This window comes from Ensifer sp. LC11 (assembly GCF_001695835.1).
Taxonomy (GTDB): Bacteria; Pseudomonadota; Alphaproteobacteria; order Rhizobiales; family Rhizobiaceae; genus Ensifer.
Genome location: NZ_MBSO01000010.1, coordinates 70,856 through 85,930, shown reverse-complemented (window position 1 = coordinate 85,930; position 15,075 = coordinate 70,856). Strand labels below are relative to the sequence as shown.

Below are 15,075 nucleotides of genomic sequence, written 5' to 3'. Positions count from 1 at the left end.
ATCAGAATTTTGTTTTGTTGCTGGACATTAACACCGGGTCTCGGTCAATCGGCAGCTTAAGATGTTGAGGCAGCTGCTTTCGGTATTTGTGAACCAAGCTTCGCCCGGGGTCGTGCATCCAATGCGAGTGGACAAAGACGAATTCTGGCCAAGATGCCAACTCATGGCCCTTTCGACTATCGGCCTTGCTGAAGCCTCGACCGTTCTCGTAACAGGCGTGATCGCCGTCTAACCGCTTGAGATAAACGAGCGCCTGGTGGACCTTGGCTGCGGCCTGCCAACGATCACGGCGTGACATCTGAGAAAACTGTTTCTTTTGCAGGAAGTAACGGGGAGAGTGCTGATCAGGAATCATCGTCGACATCGTCCATTTCCGGATTCATTGGGGTGACCGATGACGGCCTGTTTGAAGGAAGTGGAGGCGACCACGACTTCCGGACAACGTCGTCAGCATCAGGCTGATGACCTTCCTTAGCTAAGAATGCCAACCTGCGATGTAGCACCTCCTTGGCTTTAGTGCCGTCGTAGCCTTGATCCGTCAGGCGGCGATGGACCAACGAAAGGAGCCGATTGTAAAACGTGCGGTCTCCCGCAGGTACCGTTGACGACACGATAAACTCAGCCAGCGCCGACATGGCCGCAACGTCGATCACACGGATGTCCGGCTCCCTGCGCTCAGAAACACGCTGACGATAACGGCGTTGTGCGATTGCTCTCTTTGATGTCGTCGCTTTCGCTTTCCTTGCCATTGCTTAGCCTCTTCAATCACCTACCGATAACGGCGTGACGAAAAAGCAATAACGCCGTGTATAACGACGTTAAACTTCGGCGATGCAAGAAAGCGGGATAAATCGACAGCAATCGAAATAAATTGAGACGCTTTCTTTTAAATCAAAAATGTAGCTTTTACCGTCAAGCTGACTGACGACCCAGGATTCTGGTCTTCAACCTGCCGGTCTTTGCTCGGCGCTTGATCTGCTCCGGCCAACCACCGCCACCATAATACCTGTTGAGCGCAGACATGATCGTGTCCGATCCGACGGCATCGGCGGCAAGCATCATGATCGCAATGTCAGCAAGCAAATCGCGTGCAGTGTCTACATTAGGCTTGGCGGCCCCAGCTTCGACCGACTGTCGCTGACGCTCTCGGGAGCGTGCTTTCGCTGCTCGATTGTATTCCTGGCGCTCCAGCGCTGACATTGCAGCAATGCCTGACGGTTCGGCCTTCATTGCCTGGAGCAATGTGCTGATCTCAATATCTGTGATTGGTTTTGACATGTCATTTCTCTTTTGTACTGAGAACATGCTGACCTGATCGGCGGAAAACTCAAAGCAGTTTTTGACATGTCAAAATGAAAATATGAAGCGCCTGGAGTGAGGAGGGGAGCTTTGAAACCCTTCAAAGGAAAGAAAACGAAACCTCTCATGTCAGAAGGCGTAAGCCTTCTTCCTTGGAAGCGTTTGCAAAAGCCTTGGTAGGACTGAGCAAGACCTAATCAAAAGAAAAACAAAAATCCTCACGGCGGCGCGAAGCGCCTGAATCTCAGAAACCATTGGATTCAAAAATCTGGAAACCGACTGCGGCGCAGCCCTATAATATTCTACATTATATCCGCGTATCAAATTGCCATTTTTGAAGGAATTTATTGAATAAAAACAGACGATTAATTCAATTTTATTTGCTTCGTTTTTGCTTTTTGTGCCTGGAAATGGCTCTTTTTGAAGCGAGAAAAAACAAGAAATTTTCTATCAAATACAATGCGTTATCGATATTTTATTGCTTACATCGTGCAAAAGGCTTGCTCCATTCCGCCGACCGAATGAGCATATTCCTAACAAGGAGCGCAACATGCCGGTCAGCCGATCAATCCACACATACAAACCATACGTGTTTAAGAACGGCGAACTGGTGTCGGCGGCAAAGCGAACCGGAGTGCGTGCTCGCGACTTCTACCTAGCGCTTTCCGATATCACCGAGATGCGCCGACAGAAGGTGCAGGTCGACAAACCCGCGATCATGATCGAGAGCGCTGAGATCGTGAACGAATGCAGGTCCAGTGCAAAAGATATGGCCTTGTATGAAGCTCTGCTGGCCGTCGCACGGAAACAGGGCATGGAAGATCGCAAGCACACCGTCGCAGTCTCCACACTAATGCGGTATCTGCAGATCACTAGCATTGACCGGCTTTGCGATGCTCTCGTTCGTATCGTGTCGACTACAGTAGCTTATGATTTCCGGATTCTCGCTACCGGTCGTCGTCGTCGCGGGGCTCGTAGCCTGCTGTCTTTCGATCTCGAATATGATGACGCACGGCACCTCAGAGGATTGCTAAAGGAGCAGTTTCAGCAAGAGAGCGCGACTTTGACCTTTGAAGTCCCAGAGGAAATTCGGGAACTCTACCTTGCGCCGAAGCCATACACTTGGCTGTCCCTGGCAGCCATCGCCAGCTTCAAATCGATGTACGCAAACGCCTTTTATCAGCTACTGGCAGTCAAGGCTCCGCAAGACGAGTTCCTTAGACGGCCGCTGAAGATCAGCGCCGAGGACCTGGCAAAGCGGCTGGGCTGGTCTAACGGTAAGCAGAAGTTCAACGCTGCCCTATTTGTCGACCGAGTAATCAAGCCTGTTCTCAATGACCTCGCGGAAACCGAGGACTTGATCGGCTTCCAAGTCGAGATGTCTCCTCTCCGACGAGAAGAAGGCCGTGGACGTCCTCTCGCCGACCTTGAATTCAAGGTGATCACGCCAAGAGCTGACATTCCTTACGACCAGGCTGACATCACTCGCCGGAAGCGTGGCCGTATTGCGAAGGCCGTTCGTGAGATCATCGAAGCCGACGATCCCTTTTACGACCGCAGTTGGTTCCCATCCGCCGCCACCTTCGCAGCGGTATGTCATCGGAAACGGATGACCGAAGGCTACTTCGGATTTCAGGCGTCCGAGAGCCGCCACCATAACGAGGTCGGACTTCCACGTGACCTGGATGCACGGTGGCGTCACGCGCTCGATATCGCACACACGGACCCAGAAAAGCCGATCTCATCCACGATGACAGGCTTCAACATTTTGGCAGCTCTCGATGATTGGAGGACCGGCGGCATCGACAAGGTATTTGAGCGATGGGCAATGGACGACGAGCGCTGTGGTCCGATCCGATCCAGGCCAATTCCGACCCGGACGGCGACGACACCGTATCCGGAGGAGATGGTCTTCTCACCGGCCCTCTATGAGTTCTTTTGGAGACTGGCTGGTTTTTCCGAGTGTCAGGAGCAGGACTACGACGCTCTCCGCTCGCATTTCCAGTATGACATTCACTGGCACAAGATTCCCGCTGCTTCGCCTCAGGATATCAATCTAGGTGGCCTGCAGAAAGCGGTCCGGCTGTTGTCGAACGCACATCCAAACCGGATGAAACTGGCTGCTACGTCTTTCGGACGCGCCGTGCTGAGCAACGATTTCACTATTATCCAGCGGATCGTCAAAGGTGTCTTCGCTAACGCTGACCGCATCAGCGTTGATGATCTGACCGGCGGAAAGTGGAACTGGAAGAAGCGCGAGATGGCCGAGGCGGTCAGATCAGCGAAATCACAGAATGTGATCGACTATTAATCACGGCAACTTTCCTGCGCATAGAGTCTTGCGCAGGGGACTCCCCTGTGGTTGAGTAAGGAAGTCCTAAACGCCATCCGAGGCACCACGAAATGCGAGTCCGCTCGATACAGCTATCCAAGCAGCTAGACCTAGCCTGACGGCTAGGCTGCCCGCGTTTGCGGGTGCTTTGGAATGTATCGAATGGAAAAAGGACTCGCAGAAATGGCGTTCACCAGCCAATTTTTCACCGCCGACCATCATTTCGGGCATCAATTGATGCTCAAGTTTCGTCCGTTCGAATCGGCGGACGAGATGGATCACTACCTGATCGATGCGTGGAATTCCGTCGTCAAGGACGGCGATATCGTCTGGCATTTGGGTGACTTCTCGTACCATGCCGAGGCCCGCACTCGCTCTATCTTCGCCCAGCTCCGTGGCCGCAAGCGCCTGATCCTCGGCAATCATGATCTGGACAACAAAGGCAACATTCGCGCGTCCATTGCCAATCTCGCCTGGGATCAGCCGCCAACACACTACGCTGAGACCAAACAGAATGGCGAACGCGTCATCTTGCATCACTACGCGATGCGCACCTGGTCGGCCTCATGCCACGGCTCCTGGCATCTGTATGGCCACTCGCACGGTCGCCTGGAACCCTACGGTCGGTCCAGGGATGTTGGCGTTGACTGCGGGGATGTCGGGTATGCCCCGGCCACTTTCCAACAGTTGACGGCCTCGATGCAGGACGCGGAGGTCGCGGCATGAAGAAGGAAGACATCGACCGCCTTCGTGCGGAATATCCTTACTACGTCTCCGACGACCTGCTGTCGGTGCCGGACGGTTGGATCGGGCCGCTGGAGACATTCCTGAAGAAACTGCGGACGATTGCTTGGCCCGAAGACCACGACAAGGTCCTGGTAGCCCTTCAATGGCAAGTCGGCACTAACGGCATCATGGTCTACGTAACGCCCGTCCTCGGCATCAAAAAATGGGACCCATTGATGGCAATTGCGCTCCTTGAAATCGTCGACGATTTGAGGGGGGAAACGCAGACGACCTGCCGGGTGTGCGGATCGCGCGATGCCTGGCTGCGAAACTATGGCCCAAAGGAGGGTGTGTTCTGCGATGAGCATGTCCCAGGAGGTGCCGATGCTTCCTGACAATTTCGACCGCGAAGGTTTCATTTCCGGACTCCGGGAAAAACACGCCCACATCCTGCTTCCGAGCGTGGCGATGTCGGTCGACAACGGCTGGCTCCGGCTCATCGCCGCGATTCTCGGAGAGATCGAGACATGCCTCGAAAGCCACGGTTGTCTCGGTCTCGCACGAGTTGTGCGGATTAAGGAAAAACTTGCCGCGATGCGCGTTTACGTCGAACCGATCAGCGCGGCTGTGCACTTACCAAAGCAGCTTGAGATCGAGCTGACCGACATCCGGGACAAAGCTGAGCAGCAAAGCATGCAGACGTGTGAGGTGTGCGGCGATCCAGCGAAGGTCGGGAACTACGACGGCTGTTACCAGACACTGTGCCGCTATCACCGTCACGAGCGCTTAGCGTGGCTTGCAGCTGGCGGACCCGGATTGCCCTCTGGATTCGCAGCGGCGCATGCTGATGAGATCGAGCAAGCGATTTCCGAATATCTCCGCACGGGTGATTTGCCAGAACAATGGACTGCAAGGTTCGATCACCTGACGGGTATCCGCCATCGACAGGCTATCAGCTGTGCCAAGATGTCGATCTCGCAAATCGCCGCCGAGCGAGCGCGAGGTGATCAAAATGACTGACGACCGCGAAGATAAAATCGCCGCAGTTCGGCGTCGCATGTCCGAACGCCGGGCCCGGATTTTCCTGCCGCCCTACGAAGAGATCGCGGAAAAATACTTGTCCGAATTGTATCCCGGCCTGGCAAAATCGCTTGCGACCCACGACATCCGGCAGCTTTACGAGGGCATTCGTAGGCGTCATGCTGACGAGATCGATGCCGACTGCCAAGAGTACGCTGACGTCTTCCTCATCGACAGTCAGCGGACCCCGGACACTATCGAAGCCTGGGCGAAAGCGAAGGCCCGCCAGCGGTTCACCGACGACCACGATTTGCGGTTCTCCGAAGCCGCGCTGCGGGTAGCGATCACTGTCTACGTCGAGCGGCATCGAGCTTATCGGTCGCGGTACTCCTGTGACCAGGGTTGGCACCGGATCGTTGAACGCTTCGTTGACGCGGGCATTGAGCACTCCGGATTCCAACTTTGGAGCGCCAGGGAAAAGTGGGGCGTTCTGGCACTGAGCTGGGAGGCTTTCGCTCGGCCGGATGATCTACAGGAAGCGGAAATCGAGGCAGTCGAACAGAGTAAGGTAACCTGCGAAACTTGTGGTCGCCCCGGAAAGCTCAGGAAATTTCACTGGAGAAAGACCTTGTGTGACGAGCATGAGGTCGGTCGCGTCCTCGATCTGTCAGACGAGGAATACGAACGCCTGCAGCGGCATTTTTCCGAATGCTCCGATCGCTGGCGGCCGATCATTGCCGCCTGGGAAGACGAGGGCCTCTCCGCCGACGTCATCCTCAGTGATTTCCTGAAAACGTTTGCCGATCTCGATGAGCAAACGCGCCGGTACTGGGCCGTATCATGCACGCGCCTGGTGCTGACACGGCGTGCTCGGGACGAGGGGAGGCCGCGCGATGCCGGAATCTAAATTTGGATATCGGAGGTCACACAAGTTGATCCCACTGAGTTCGGCTACCGCGATCCTGGGGCTCAAGTGGCAGACAAGTATTGTCCACATCCTCGAAGTCGGCGACCTGACCTGCCGCCGACCGGTTTTTCCGCGCGATCACAGCTGGCCGAAACCGGACGAACTGCACCAGATCGGGTTCTCATGGGAGGACATCCTGGCGATGCACCATGAAATCCACGTGCGGCGGAGGTTCTTCTATTTCCGAGCGGAGTATGCCGACGTTTTTTTACCTGAGGACGATTTGCCGGGCGGTCGGGGGTTGGAATTCTCTCCGGGCTGGGAAGGGATATTACGAGAGTTTTGTGACGGCCTCCGCGAGCTGCACCGGCAGGGCAAGCGGTATTACCTGCGCTGGGGTAAAGAAAAATTTGGCGCGATGAGATTGTTTCATACCCGAAATCCTGACCCCGAGAGCGGAGACGACGAAGCCGTCGGCCGATTGCGCGGCATCGCGTATCGGCGATCACTGCAGACGTGTCAGGAGTGCGGGGAGCCGGGTAGATTGCGGATGGGCATTTCCGTTTGCTTGACGCTGTGCGAGCGACATAAGCACCTGGTATATCCGCTCAACGAGGAACAGGACGGGGTCATTCTTGATCTCGACGCCCACTATCGGGCAATGGATTAGCCTGATTTTCCGGCCACTTCGGCTTCGAGATTGGAAGCTACCTTGTCTTAGCTTCTAATCTCTCTAATGCCGCACCCGCCAGGATGCAGGCTGTCGCAGGTCCATCGGGACTTCCTCGCCGTTGAGCAGCATGCTCATTACCGTCGCCTGACGTTCTTCCTCTGCCGGATCGGGTGCCGGAGCCTCAATCTCATAGACGGCGATCAGCTCATACAGGAGGCCGATGTAATCGATAGCGAGCGCCTCCATCGTCTGGTCGCGATCCAGGCCACCAGCCTGATATCGCTCCAGAACGTCGGCGATCTGGTCATCAGAAAGGCGGCCGCGCAGTTCCTCGATGTCTGCGAGATATTCTGGTCGAGCGCGGTTAAAATTGGGTGCGGACATGGACGGTCACTCCGACGTCTTGGGCAGGACGATACGGTCCGACATCAAGCTGAAATCAATGCGCCAGCGCTGTTCGACTTCTCGCTTGAACGTTTCGTAATCGATCTCGCTCAGCAGAAAACGGGTGCGCAGGACCTCATATTCCGGCGCATCGGTGGGCAGATCAATCTTGGATGCACCATTAGACCGCAGACCTCCTACCATTATCATCGACAGGCTCTTGTACTCGCGGCTCAAGCGCGAAAGCTCATTAGCCGGACTTGTCCTATACTGTTCGGTGATCTGTCTGGATTCCTCGACCCAAGCTTTTACCTGCCGGATTTTGGCAAGGTCGGTCGACGACTGCATCAAAGCCAACAGCATCGCTTCTTCTTTTTTCAGCGCATCAACACTCTCGTGGCGCTTCTTCTCCAGTTCGATGAGAGCGTGTTTTTTCGCGTCTTGGAGCGACGTCGCATCTTGATAGATCGCCAATAGTAGGGCCCGCTCGGCTTCAACAGAGCGTCGCGCGGCCGACTTACCGGTCAGCTCTTCATAACAATCGAGCACGGCATTCGTCCAAATCTCCATGGCCTCGCGCTTAAGCTCGATAAACTGCGATTCACTGTCGTATGCCATGCGTGTGATTTTCGCTGTCCGCTGTCGGAGGAAGTCCGCGCGACGCTGTTCCGATGCTGTTGCAGTCAGTGCCTCGCTTTCCTGAACCTCGTGAGCCAAGATCGCGGACGTGCCGCCCGGAATGCCCTTCTGTTTGAGCACCTCTCCGAGCGTCCTTCTGACGTCGTGCATCGACCACCATTCGATACCGGCTTCCGCCAGCAGGTCCTTCCTCTCCGTCCTGATAGAGGCCTTGCGATCCCGTTTTTTTGTTTCGTCTCCAATCTGCTTCGGAATTTGGATCAGTGCGTCGCGGCCTGCGAGGCGATACAGAATGCGATAGATGCCACTGACCGTCGCGTGTTTTTCAGCATCTTTCTCGCTTGGGAAGACCCAGTGATCGGACGCATGATGCCGATTTTTCGACCGAAGCTGCTGGATAAAACCCCATGACCGAGCCGGTACCGGCAGTACGAATGACTCGCCCGCTTTCATGGTACCTTCGTCCCAAGCCGCCAGTTGCCACCCCTTGACCGGGGAGGCGAGATCAGGACCCAGGTCCGGTCCGACGTTGTAAGGTAGAAGTGACAGGCCTGCGTCAGACCGTTGACACGTGAGGATAATCCACCACAGCCCGGCAAGAGTGCCAGGCTTAACACCTGCGGCCTTGATCGCACGTCCGGGAAGCGGCTTGTCGAGATACTCTTCCGCGAGCATTAGCGTACGAACGATGTCTTCAAGGTGAGGCTTACGCTTCTTCTTCGGTGTCTTGTAGAGGGTCGCGAGCATCCGCCACCACGGCTGTACCCTTCCGAGGCCTGAAGGTCCGCTGTATCTGCTCGCACAATAGTCGAGAACAGCCCTGGTATGATTGATCACTTTGTTCGAAGGGCTGATACCCGAGTTTCCAGCCTGCTCCTGCTCCTGTTTTACGGTATCGCGGACGGATTCGATGTCTCCCTGGGAGATCAAAACAGCCGGAGTCGACATCAACTTTGCAAATGCGGACCGACCCATCGTTACCCGCATGTCCTTTTCCTGGGCGTCGGAAATCGGGTTAGTGTGATCCTGGCTCCGCTTGTCTTGTATTGTCTGCTCGAAACACTCCTTCAGCGTCCATGTCGTCGCGACCGGTTTAGCTTCGTCCACCGCCTTGGCGACCGACTTCTTGCCTTTCCTTTGCTCGTGAAAGGCGGCGATCACGCCATCGATCTTGCCTTCCTCTCGGTTCTGGACAAGACGCTGCACTTCCTGCGCCAAATCCCTGGCCTGCTTGATCGTGATGCTGCGGATGTGGTCGCCAGGGAAGTGATAGCCGAGCGTCTTCGACGTGGATTTCGCGCCATATCGAATAATCCAGGCCGCCTTGCTACTCTGCACCAACAGGCGAAGACCCGGCACACCACGGTCAGAAAAGAAGAATGGTTTGCCGTCCGGTGTCGACCCTGACGCGGCCATTTCCGCCGCCCGGTCTGCATGTTCTTTTTCAATGAAGACGTTTTCGCTTGCCATGCCCACCCCGCTTTTATACCGGCTTTATACCGGTGGCGTTTCGCCAGGCAAGCTCTTTGTACGGAAACGGCTGGGATCGCTGATCTTTGACTAATACACTGAAATAGCTTGATAATAAGACGATTTTTCTGGAAGGTTTGTTGAATTGACGACCCGCGAAAAACCGCTATAAGTCAGAGCATTGGCATCATAATCCTTGTGTCGGGGGTTCGAATCCCTCCTCCGCTACCATTCCCAAGTCATTGGAATTACACGGTTTTTTGCGTTTTACGCCTGTAGCTCGCCGCGATTTTCCGGAATTTTGACAGCGAAAACCGGAAAAACAATTTCTCCGATCTCCGGTGTCAAAATTCTTTTCACTGCTAGGTTTTCCCGAACGACCAGAGTCTCGGTTCGCGGGCAATAGCGATGCTGTCGCGTTGGCCGGGTCTTGAACTCCGCTTCGCCGAATTGTGCTCGTTCCTTAGGTCGAGTTCTTTCTCTTCGACGAGCAACGATGTGACGTTATCGAGGTCGGTCAGTCTTGCCGGTGTTTCGTTCGCGATCGAGGTTAAGAAGCGAGAATAGGAAATTGGCGCGTGGCGATGTTGGTCGTGAATGCGCCTCATAAAATCCTCTGCCAGGCGCTCTTTCATCTTCGTTTGGTCGTTCGCTCCAAACCAAAAATCAGGTGCCCCACCTTGATCGATGTTCGGATCAAAGCCGAGCATCTCCAACCCACCATGCCCCTGGTGAAGGGACTGATTGTTGATAATCCAGTGACTATCGACCATGACGTTGCGCGCTTTTAGGTGTTTGGAAAGATGCACGAGCCAAAGGTCTTTTCTGGCTTCCTGGGAGCGCAAGAAGAAGGGGCTCTGGAATTCCGCACCGGTTGCCTGAGAGATGTGCCGAAGCAGCAGCCGTTGTACTGAATAGCGACCACCCCACTCGCCCTTCAGGCGGAGGAATTCCTTAATCTGGTCCGCAGAAAGCTCGACGGGCGCTACTCGCTGCAGAACCTCAGGCTTGTTGCTCAAGTAGTCGATCAACCACCCCACGGCGAATGTCAGGATGCACTCTGCAGCAGAGAACCGAAGGATTTGCCTCACCGTCTCAAACGTGACGTCGGTGTATCCTTTCTGGTCGAGGAGGAAGATCGACCGACCAACATAGCCACGGGTGCGAACCTCGATGCGACGACAGATGTCCGGGAATATCTGCTCGAACTCGCTACAGTGGAGAAAAATCGATTGATCGAGTTTCGCCGAGTAGCCCGCTTGAATGAGCTCGTTGCGTAGAAAGTCGATGTGGTGCTGGTTGCTGTCGACGAAATGGAACTCGGCATCGATCGTAAGCTTTTTCGATCGGCCAACGTTGGCCTGGCGTTCGGCATTCTCGACTGCTTCGAGAAACAGAAAGGGCGTACCTTTCGTATAGGCGCCATCCCTCGTGAATTTTCCACCACCACAGAAGCCGTCGACCAGGGTGATCCGTTGTCGCGTCTGCCCTCGGCTAACGAGGATGGCCGGGAAATAGCGTTCCAAGTATTCGGCAATCAGCCTCAATTTGGCGTCGCTGTGATCGTGTAGTGGCGGTGGGGGTGCGCCGACTTTCCAACCGAATTCTGCTATGATGCAACTCCTCTGCTCTTTCGACAACAGTGAGTTGAACCACGGCCGATTCGTCAAGCTCGCATGCGTTGATCGCTAATGTTCACATGCGGAAATTCTCGAACGAGTTGGCCGTCCATCAGCCCGCCGCCCTTGCCATAGATGTCAAGCTCCTTGACTTCGGCCGGCGACATACCCTGCTCCTCGACAAGTGGGTTGTTGCCAATGGCGCCCCACTGTTTATGAAACGCCGCTATGCCGAACTGACGGCAGTCTGAAATAACGTCGCGTGCCCACTGCGCGAGCATTGGTCTCGCGCCATGACCGCTTTCGCCGCCACTGATGAGCCAGTTTGGTTTTGGGTCGCTCTCGACGATACGCAAAGGCCCAATAGCAGGTTCATAGGAAACAAACCAAACTGCCGCTGGGATCTCCGCTATGAACCTTTTGCGTTGTTCGAACCTAGTCTGGTCCTCAGCGGTGAAGCCGAGCCAAACATTCGAGTATCCCGAATCACCCCAATCGCTCGGCAGCATCTTACGGATGTTTTGCGGGCGCTTTGTCAGGAGTTGCCAATCGAGAGCAGGGGTCGCCCTGATAACCTCGAATAGATCTTCCCGCCACTTCGCGTCGGCCTTGTTATCGAACACATCGGCCAGCGATGCACAGAATACTCGCTGCCGGCGCCCGTACTGCGCCGCGAACTGTGCGGCTCTTTTTTGCCACATGTGCGGAGCCTTCCAATAGGCCTCGGTCGTTCTCTTTCGTGGCGAGTTCCCCCACTTGACCTGGCCTGAGCGTTTGGACCAGGCTTCAGCGTAGCAGTTATCGCATCCAGGGCTGATGTTTGTGCATCCGGTCCAAGGATTGAAGGTGTGGTCAGTCCACTCAATAGTTGAGTTCGAAGCCATCGCGCTTCCCCTTGTTGCAAATCAGTCGAATCCTACCTTCAATCCTACGTGGTCACCAAAGGTTTAAGATCGTCTGGAAGAGTTTTTGAAGGCGAAGAACGACTCATTTACTCACATCGACGATCGCGGGCCTGCCGCCGGGCTCAGACCGGGGCAAAGCGGAGATCGAATGTGCATGCGCGACCACCTTCAATCGCATGCACCCGCCACGTGATGGTTGGCGCCGCACTCGGTCTTGCCGGGACTGAGATCGACGCCATGTGGAAGGCTGTAAGCAGCCTCTAGTTCGCCTGGACGCGCTCGATCACAAAGACCCAGATTGGGCCGCCTGCCTTTTTGTGATCGGGCTTGAGAACGTCAGTTACGGCAAACTTTCCGTCGCCGAATCCCAAGACCGCATAGGGCAGCAGCTTCGGGTCTATACCGAAAGGATCCAGAGTGGATACAGCCGCCGGGGCATGCCCGACGGAATGCTCGATAAAGAGCTTCCCGCCAGCGGCAAGTTGTCCGACCCAAGTTGTGAAGGCCTTTTTCGGATCATGGGCATGATCGTGGGAGTTGGTATAGACGAAGTCGAAAGCTTTCTCCCAAGCCGGGTTTTCGTTGTGGAAGTCCCACTGGGTGAGCCCAAACTGAGAGGCGGTGTCGGAAATGTCCGTCCCCATGACGTCGATACCCAGACGCTCCGAAAACCAGCGCACCTCCGTACCATTCCTCGACCCGTGGCAAAGACCGCGCTTCGCATCGGGAATTGTTTTGCGGATATAGTCGCAGATCACATCAATGGTGGCCTCGTCAGCCCACACCTGATTGATCTTGCGCTTGTTCCCCTCGGTCTGGACTGAAACATACTGGTCGTAGCTGGAATAGCGCACAAGACGGTAGTCGCCGTCATGATCCTCAGCGCCACATTCCGAAATGGAATAGCCTCGTTTGCGCAGATAATTGCGCGCAAGCCTCTCAACGAACTTCATGCCCTGTCCCCCCCTCAGAGTTAACGCGATGGATCTCGACTAATTCAACTTGTGCCTCGTTTCAATTACCTCTGGGCGTACATCTCTCTCCAAGGAAATCGCTATGATCGACCGCCCACCGCTGGAATGGCTCCAGCCGGTGCAGACGTCGCGTATCATCGCGCATTGGAGCGCCGGCGCCTATTGAGCCTCCAAACTTGACAAGGGGCACTATCACTTCTTCGTCGAGGGGGCGGGCACGCTCGCCCGCGGCGACCACCGATGACGGAAACCCAGTGGCATCGCGCCATGGACGTCATCGCGCACCTCACCGAATTCTACAAAATCCCGGTCACACCTACAACGATCCTTCCGGGGCCGAGGTCCAACCGAACCTGGGCATCAATGGCGCGTCGGCTCCAACGGCAGTGTCAGCGCTGGCCCACTCCTGACCCCGAACTGCCTTCTGAACTGCCGTGATGCGCTGCCGTCAAACAGCGATTGCGGCAGCGGTGCGCCGATGGCCCATTTGTAGTTCGCTTCCGGATCGTTGCTCAGGCTCTGGTGCGTCACCGCGCTTAAGGGCAACACATATTCCGGCTTGCGCAGGCCTCTCTCGGAATTGCCGAGCCACGTGAGGACGACCAGGATCTCGCCGCCGAGCTCGAGCGCATCGAGTGCCAGCGGTTTCCCGCCGACGGATGCCCGCACCGCCTGCTCGTGGAACGTGAAAGCGCTGAGCTTCAGTTCGTTTTGCGGATCCTTCATCTCGGGCCTTTCCTGCATGTCCTGTCCAGCGCCGCCGGGAGCGGCGATTCGCTCAACCGGCTGCCTAACATATTCCATCCGGGCCTTCATGGATAAGCGAAGTATGTTGATTGACGTATGCCGTCCGAGGGCGTCTTCACCCGTGGCGCAAGGACGCCAACGGGACGGGGTTCAAGCTTCTATGCGTCGGAAGCGAACATGTTGGGATCGCTGGGGCCATCCGGCATTCAAGGCTCGCATCGCGTGCCCAGCGACCATCGTCACCGGCTGAACGCTGGTTTTGGCGGCAAGCAACTCGGGACGAAGACCGTCACCGCGCGCGGCTGCGATCATGTGAAGGGTGAGGAGAGACATCATGGCTGGCTCCATCGTTTGATGGGACATTCTCGGTCCCGGTGATCCGGGAAACCACCCGTTTCCCGCCCGCCGTCGCCGGCCGCTATCGGAAGCGGCACGCTCAATCCGAGCTACGCCATCAGCGATGGATGGATGAGGTGATCGTCGTGTAGTCGGGCAGGTTGATATCGGCGATTTCGGGCGCCCGATATTGGGACAGGGCAAAGTGCATGATGGCGATTACGGTGATCGAGAAAACCAGTACAGTGACGTTGACGCCGAAAGCGGTTTTGATCATGTCCCTTGTCCTCCGAGCCCTGCGTTTGTTGACGTGTGTCGGTAGAAATCGTGACACGGAGACTATCGTGTGGCGTCGATGCCGCTGTTCCCCCGGGAACATGAAATATGGTTAGCGAATTCTTAGCTGCGCCCGTCCTCTACGTGACCGGTTAACGGCTTGCGATTAACGTCCGTTTGAATAAATTGCGCCACCCGTGCCGGCCCCAATCGGGCGGCCGGTCTTACGTCCGGCGTGCTGCACGCCAGCTTCTATCGGAGGGTCGAGCGCGCTCCGTCAAAGCCAATTCTCACAAAAGTGATTGTTCATGACCATTTCCATACGCCCCTCCCTGCCGTCCGATTTTCCGCGCACCTTCGAGATCTGGCGCACAGCCGTTGTCGCCACCCATGATTTTTTGACGCCGGAAGATTTTGTTGCCATCGAGGCGCTGGTGCGCGACCAGTATCTGCCGGCTGCCGAGTTCTGGATCGCGGCCGACGAGAACGACCGGGCGCTCGGTTTCATGGGCATGACCGGTGCGCAGATCGATTCCCTCTTCGTCCATGCGCAGGCGCGTGGCGCCGGTGTCGGCCGACGGCTCATCGAACACGCGATGAGCCTGCATCCGGTGCTGACGGTCGACGTCAACGAGCAGAACGCATCGGGAGCCGGATTCTACCAGCGCATGGGTTTCGAGACCGTCGGGCGCTCACCGGTCGATGATGCAGGGCGGCCCTATCCGCTGCTGCATTTGCGTCGGGGTTGAACGGCGCGAACCGGCGCCG

General features: G+C 56.0%; 17 protein-coding genes. 7 read left to right on the top strand and 10 right to left on the bottom strand.

Annotated elements, in window-relative coordinates; translation table 11 throughout:
* Position 1: 1 nt before the first annotated feature.
* The 3 genes from BBX50_RS07670 to BBX50_RS07665 all read right to left on the bottom strand — a co-directional run bounded on the left by BBX50_RS07670 (position 2) and on the right by BBX50_RS07665 (position 1,278).
* Entirely contained in the window at positions 2 to 364 is a 363-nt protein-coding gene (locus BBX50_RS07670; RefSeq protein WP_065774720.1) for a hypothetical protein, read from the bottom strand.
* Positions 345 to 749 (bottom strand): hypothetical protein, encoded by a 405-nt coding sequence (locus tag BBX50_RS29710; protein ID WP_065788383.1) that lies wholly within the window; start codon positions 747 to 749, stop codon positions 345 to 347. The genes BBX50_RS07670 and BBX50_RS29710 overlap by 20 nt, the downstream gene beginning before the upstream one ends.
* 163 nt (positions 750 to 912) lie before the next feature.
* Positions 913 to 1,278, bottom strand: a complete 366-nt coding sequence (locus BBX50_RS07665) for a hypothetical protein (RefSeq protein WP_065774719.1) — start codon at positions 1,276 to 1,278, stop codon at positions 913 to 915.
* A gap of 571 nt (positions 1,279 to 1,849) precedes the next feature.
* Here BBX50_RS07665 and BBX50_RS07660 point away from each other — a divergent pair.
* The 6 genes from BBX50_RS07660 to BBX50_RS07635 all read left to right on the top strand — a co-directional run bounded on the left by BBX50_RS07660 (position 1,850) and on the right by BBX50_RS07635 (position 6,954).
* Positions 1,850 to 3,610: a replication initiation protein gene (locus BBX50_RS07660; protein ID WP_065774718.1), complete on the top strand. Its 1,761-nt coding sequence runs from the start codon at positions 1,850 to 1,852 to the stop codon at positions 3,608 to 3,610.
* 183 nt (positions 3,611 to 3,793) lie between these two features.
* Positions 3,794 to 4,357, top strand: coding sequence for a hypothetical protein (locus tag BBX50_RS07655; protein WP_083213580.1), 564 nt, complete (start codon positions 3,794 to 3,796; stop codon positions 4,355 to 4,357).
* Complete coding sequence (locus BBX50_RS07650; protein ID WP_065774717.1) at positions 4,354 to 4,752, top strand: hypothetical protein; 399 nt, start codon at positions 4,354 to 4,356, stop codon at positions 4,750 to 4,752. Before BBX50_RS07655 ends, BBX50_RS07650 begins: the two co-directional genes overlap by 4 nt.
* On the top strand, positions 4,742 to 5,377 hold the full coding sequence (locus BBX50_RS07645) for a hypothetical protein (RefSeq protein WP_065774716.1): 636 nt from the start codon (positions 4,742 to 4,744) through the stop codon (positions 5,375 to 5,377). Before BBX50_RS07650 ends, BBX50_RS07645 begins: the two co-directional genes overlap by 11 nt.
* On the top strand, positions 5,370 to 6,284 hold the full coding sequence (locus BBX50_RS07640) for a hypothetical protein (RefSeq protein WP_065774715.1): 915 nt from the start codon (positions 5,370 to 5,372) through the stop codon (positions 6,282 to 6,284). Before BBX50_RS07645 ends, BBX50_RS07640 begins: the two co-directional genes overlap by 8 nt.
* 25 nt (positions 6,285 to 6,309) lie before the next feature.
* Positions 6,310 to 6,954 carry a hypothetical protein gene (locus BBX50_RS07635; RefSeq protein ID WP_065783764.1) on the top strand — a complete coding sequence of 215 codons (645 nt, stop codon included), beginning with the start codon at positions 6,310 to 6,312 and terminating at the stop codon, positions 6,952 to 6,954.
* Between the two features lie 63 nt (positions 6,955 to 7,017).
* Here BBX50_RS07635 and BBX50_RS07630 read toward each other — a convergent pair whose 3' ends face one another.
* The 7 genes from BBX50_RS07630 to BBX50_RS30235 form a co-directional block, all read right to left on the bottom strand.
* On the bottom strand, positions 7,018 to 7,341 hold the full coding sequence (locus tag BBX50_RS07630) for a hypothetical protein (protein WP_065774713.1): 324 nt from the start codon (positions 7,339 to 7,341) through the stop codon (positions 7,018 to 7,020).
* A 6-nt stretch (positions 7,342 to 7,347) separates the two neighbouring features.
* Positions 7,348 to 9,450: a DUF4102 domain-containing protein gene (locus tag BBX50_RS07625; protein ID WP_065774712.1), complete on the bottom strand. Its 2,103-nt coding sequence runs from the start codon at positions 9,448 to 9,450 to the stop codon at positions 7,348 to 7,350.
* A 362-nt stretch (positions 9,451 to 9,812) separates the two neighbouring features.
* Positions 9,813 to 11,090, bottom strand: a complete 1,278-nt coding sequence (gene tcmP, locus BBX50_RS07620; protein ID WP_065774711.1) for a three-Cys-motif partner protein TcmP — start codon at positions 11,088 to 11,090, stop codon at positions 9,813 to 9,815.
* 26 nt (positions 11,091 to 11,116) lie between these two features.
* Complete coding sequence (locus BBX50_RS07615; RefSeq protein ID WP_065774710.1) at positions 11,117 to 11,953, bottom strand: DUF5131 family protein; 837 nt, start codon at positions 11,951 to 11,953, stop codon at positions 11,117 to 11,119.
* A gap of 281 nt (positions 11,954 to 12,234) precedes the next feature.
* On the bottom strand, positions 12,235 to 12,927 hold the full coding sequence (locus BBX50_RS07610; protein WP_065774709.1) for a hypothetical protein: 693 nt from the start codon (positions 12,925 to 12,927) through the stop codon (positions 12,235 to 12,237).
* A gap of 381 nt (positions 12,928 to 13,308) precedes the next feature.
* A complete protein-coding gene (locus BBX50_RS07605; RefSeq protein ID WP_139108312.1) occupies positions 13,309 to 13,674 on the bottom strand; it encodes a hypothetical protein in 366 nt (121 codons plus the stop codon).
* A gap of 475 nt (positions 13,675 to 14,149) precedes the next feature.
* Positions 14,150 to 14,308 carry a hypothetical protein gene (locus BBX50_RS30235; RefSeq protein ID WP_161490857.1) on the bottom strand — a complete coding sequence of 53 codons (159 nt, stop codon included), beginning with the start codon at positions 14,306 to 14,308 and terminating at the stop codon, positions 14,150 to 14,152.
* 307 nt (positions 14,309 to 14,615) lie between these two features.
* Here BBX50_RS30235 and BBX50_RS07595 point away from each other — a divergent pair, with 307 nt between their 5' ends.
* Entirely contained in the window at positions 14,616 to 15,056 is a 441-nt protein-coding gene (locus tag BBX50_RS07595) for an acetyltransferase (protein ID WP_065774706.1), read from the top strand.
* Positions 15,057 to 15,075 lie beyond the last annotated feature (19 nt).

Bases quoted from the DNA above. Each gene is read 5' to 3' on its own strand.
- BBX50_RS07670 (WP_065774720.1), bottom strand. From the start codon at position 364: ATGTCGACGATGATTCCTGATCAGCACTCTCCCCGTTACTTCCTGCAA.
- BBX50_RS29710 (WP_065788383.1), bottom strand. From the start codon at position 749: ATGGCAAGGAAAGCGAAAGCGACGACATCAAAGAGAGCAATCGCACAA.
- BBX50_RS07665 (WP_065774719.1), bottom strand. From the start codon at position 1,278: ATGTCAAAACCAATCACAGATATTGAGATCAGCACATTGCTCCAGGCA.
- BBX50_RS07660 (WP_065774718.1), top strand. From the start codon at position 1,850: ATGCCGGTCAGCCGATCAATCCACACATACAAACCATACGTGTTTAAG.
- BBX50_RS07655 (WP_083213580.1), top strand. From the start codon at position 3,794: ATGGAAAAAGGACTCGCAGAAATGGCGTTCACCAGCCAATTTTTCACC.
- BBX50_RS07650 (WP_065774717.1), top strand. From the start codon at position 4,354: ATGAAGAAGGAAGACATCGACCGCCTTCGTGCGGAATATCCTTACTAC.
- BBX50_RS07645 (WP_065774716.1), top strand. From the start codon at position 4,742: ATGCTTCCTGACAATTTCGACCGCGAAGGTTTCATTTCCGGACTCCGG.
- BBX50_RS07640 (WP_065774715.1), top strand. From the start codon at position 5,370: ATGACTGACGACCGCGAAGATAAAATCGCCGCAGTTCGGCGTCGCATG.
- BBX50_RS07630 (WP_065774713.1), bottom strand. From the start codon at position 7,341: ATGTCCGCACCCAATTTTAACCGCGCTCGACCAGAATATCTCGCAGAC.
- BBX50_RS07625 (WP_065774712.1), bottom strand. From the start codon at position 9,450: ATGGCAAGCGAAAACGTCTTCATTGAAAAAGAACATGCAGACCGGGCG.
- BBX50_RS07615 (WP_065774710.1), bottom strand. From the start codon at position 11,953: ATGGCTTCGAACTCAACTATTGAGTGGACTGACCACACCTTCAATCCT.
- BBX50_RS07610 (WP_065774709.1), bottom strand. From the start codon at position 12,927: ATGAAGTTCGTTGAGAGGCTTGCGCGCAATTATCTGCGCAAACGAGGC.
- BBX50_RS07605 (WP_139108312.1), bottom strand. From the start codon at position 13,674: ATGAAGGATCCGCAAAACGAACTGAAGCTCAGCGCTTTCACGTTCCAC.
- BBX50_RS30235 (WP_161490857.1), bottom strand. From the start codon at position 14,308: ATGATCAAAACCGCTTTCGGCGTCAACGTCACTGTACTGGTTTTCTCG.
- BBX50_RS07595 (WP_065774706.1), top strand. From the start codon at position 14,616: ATGACCATTTCCATACGCCCCTCCCTGCCGTCCGATTTTCCGCGCACC.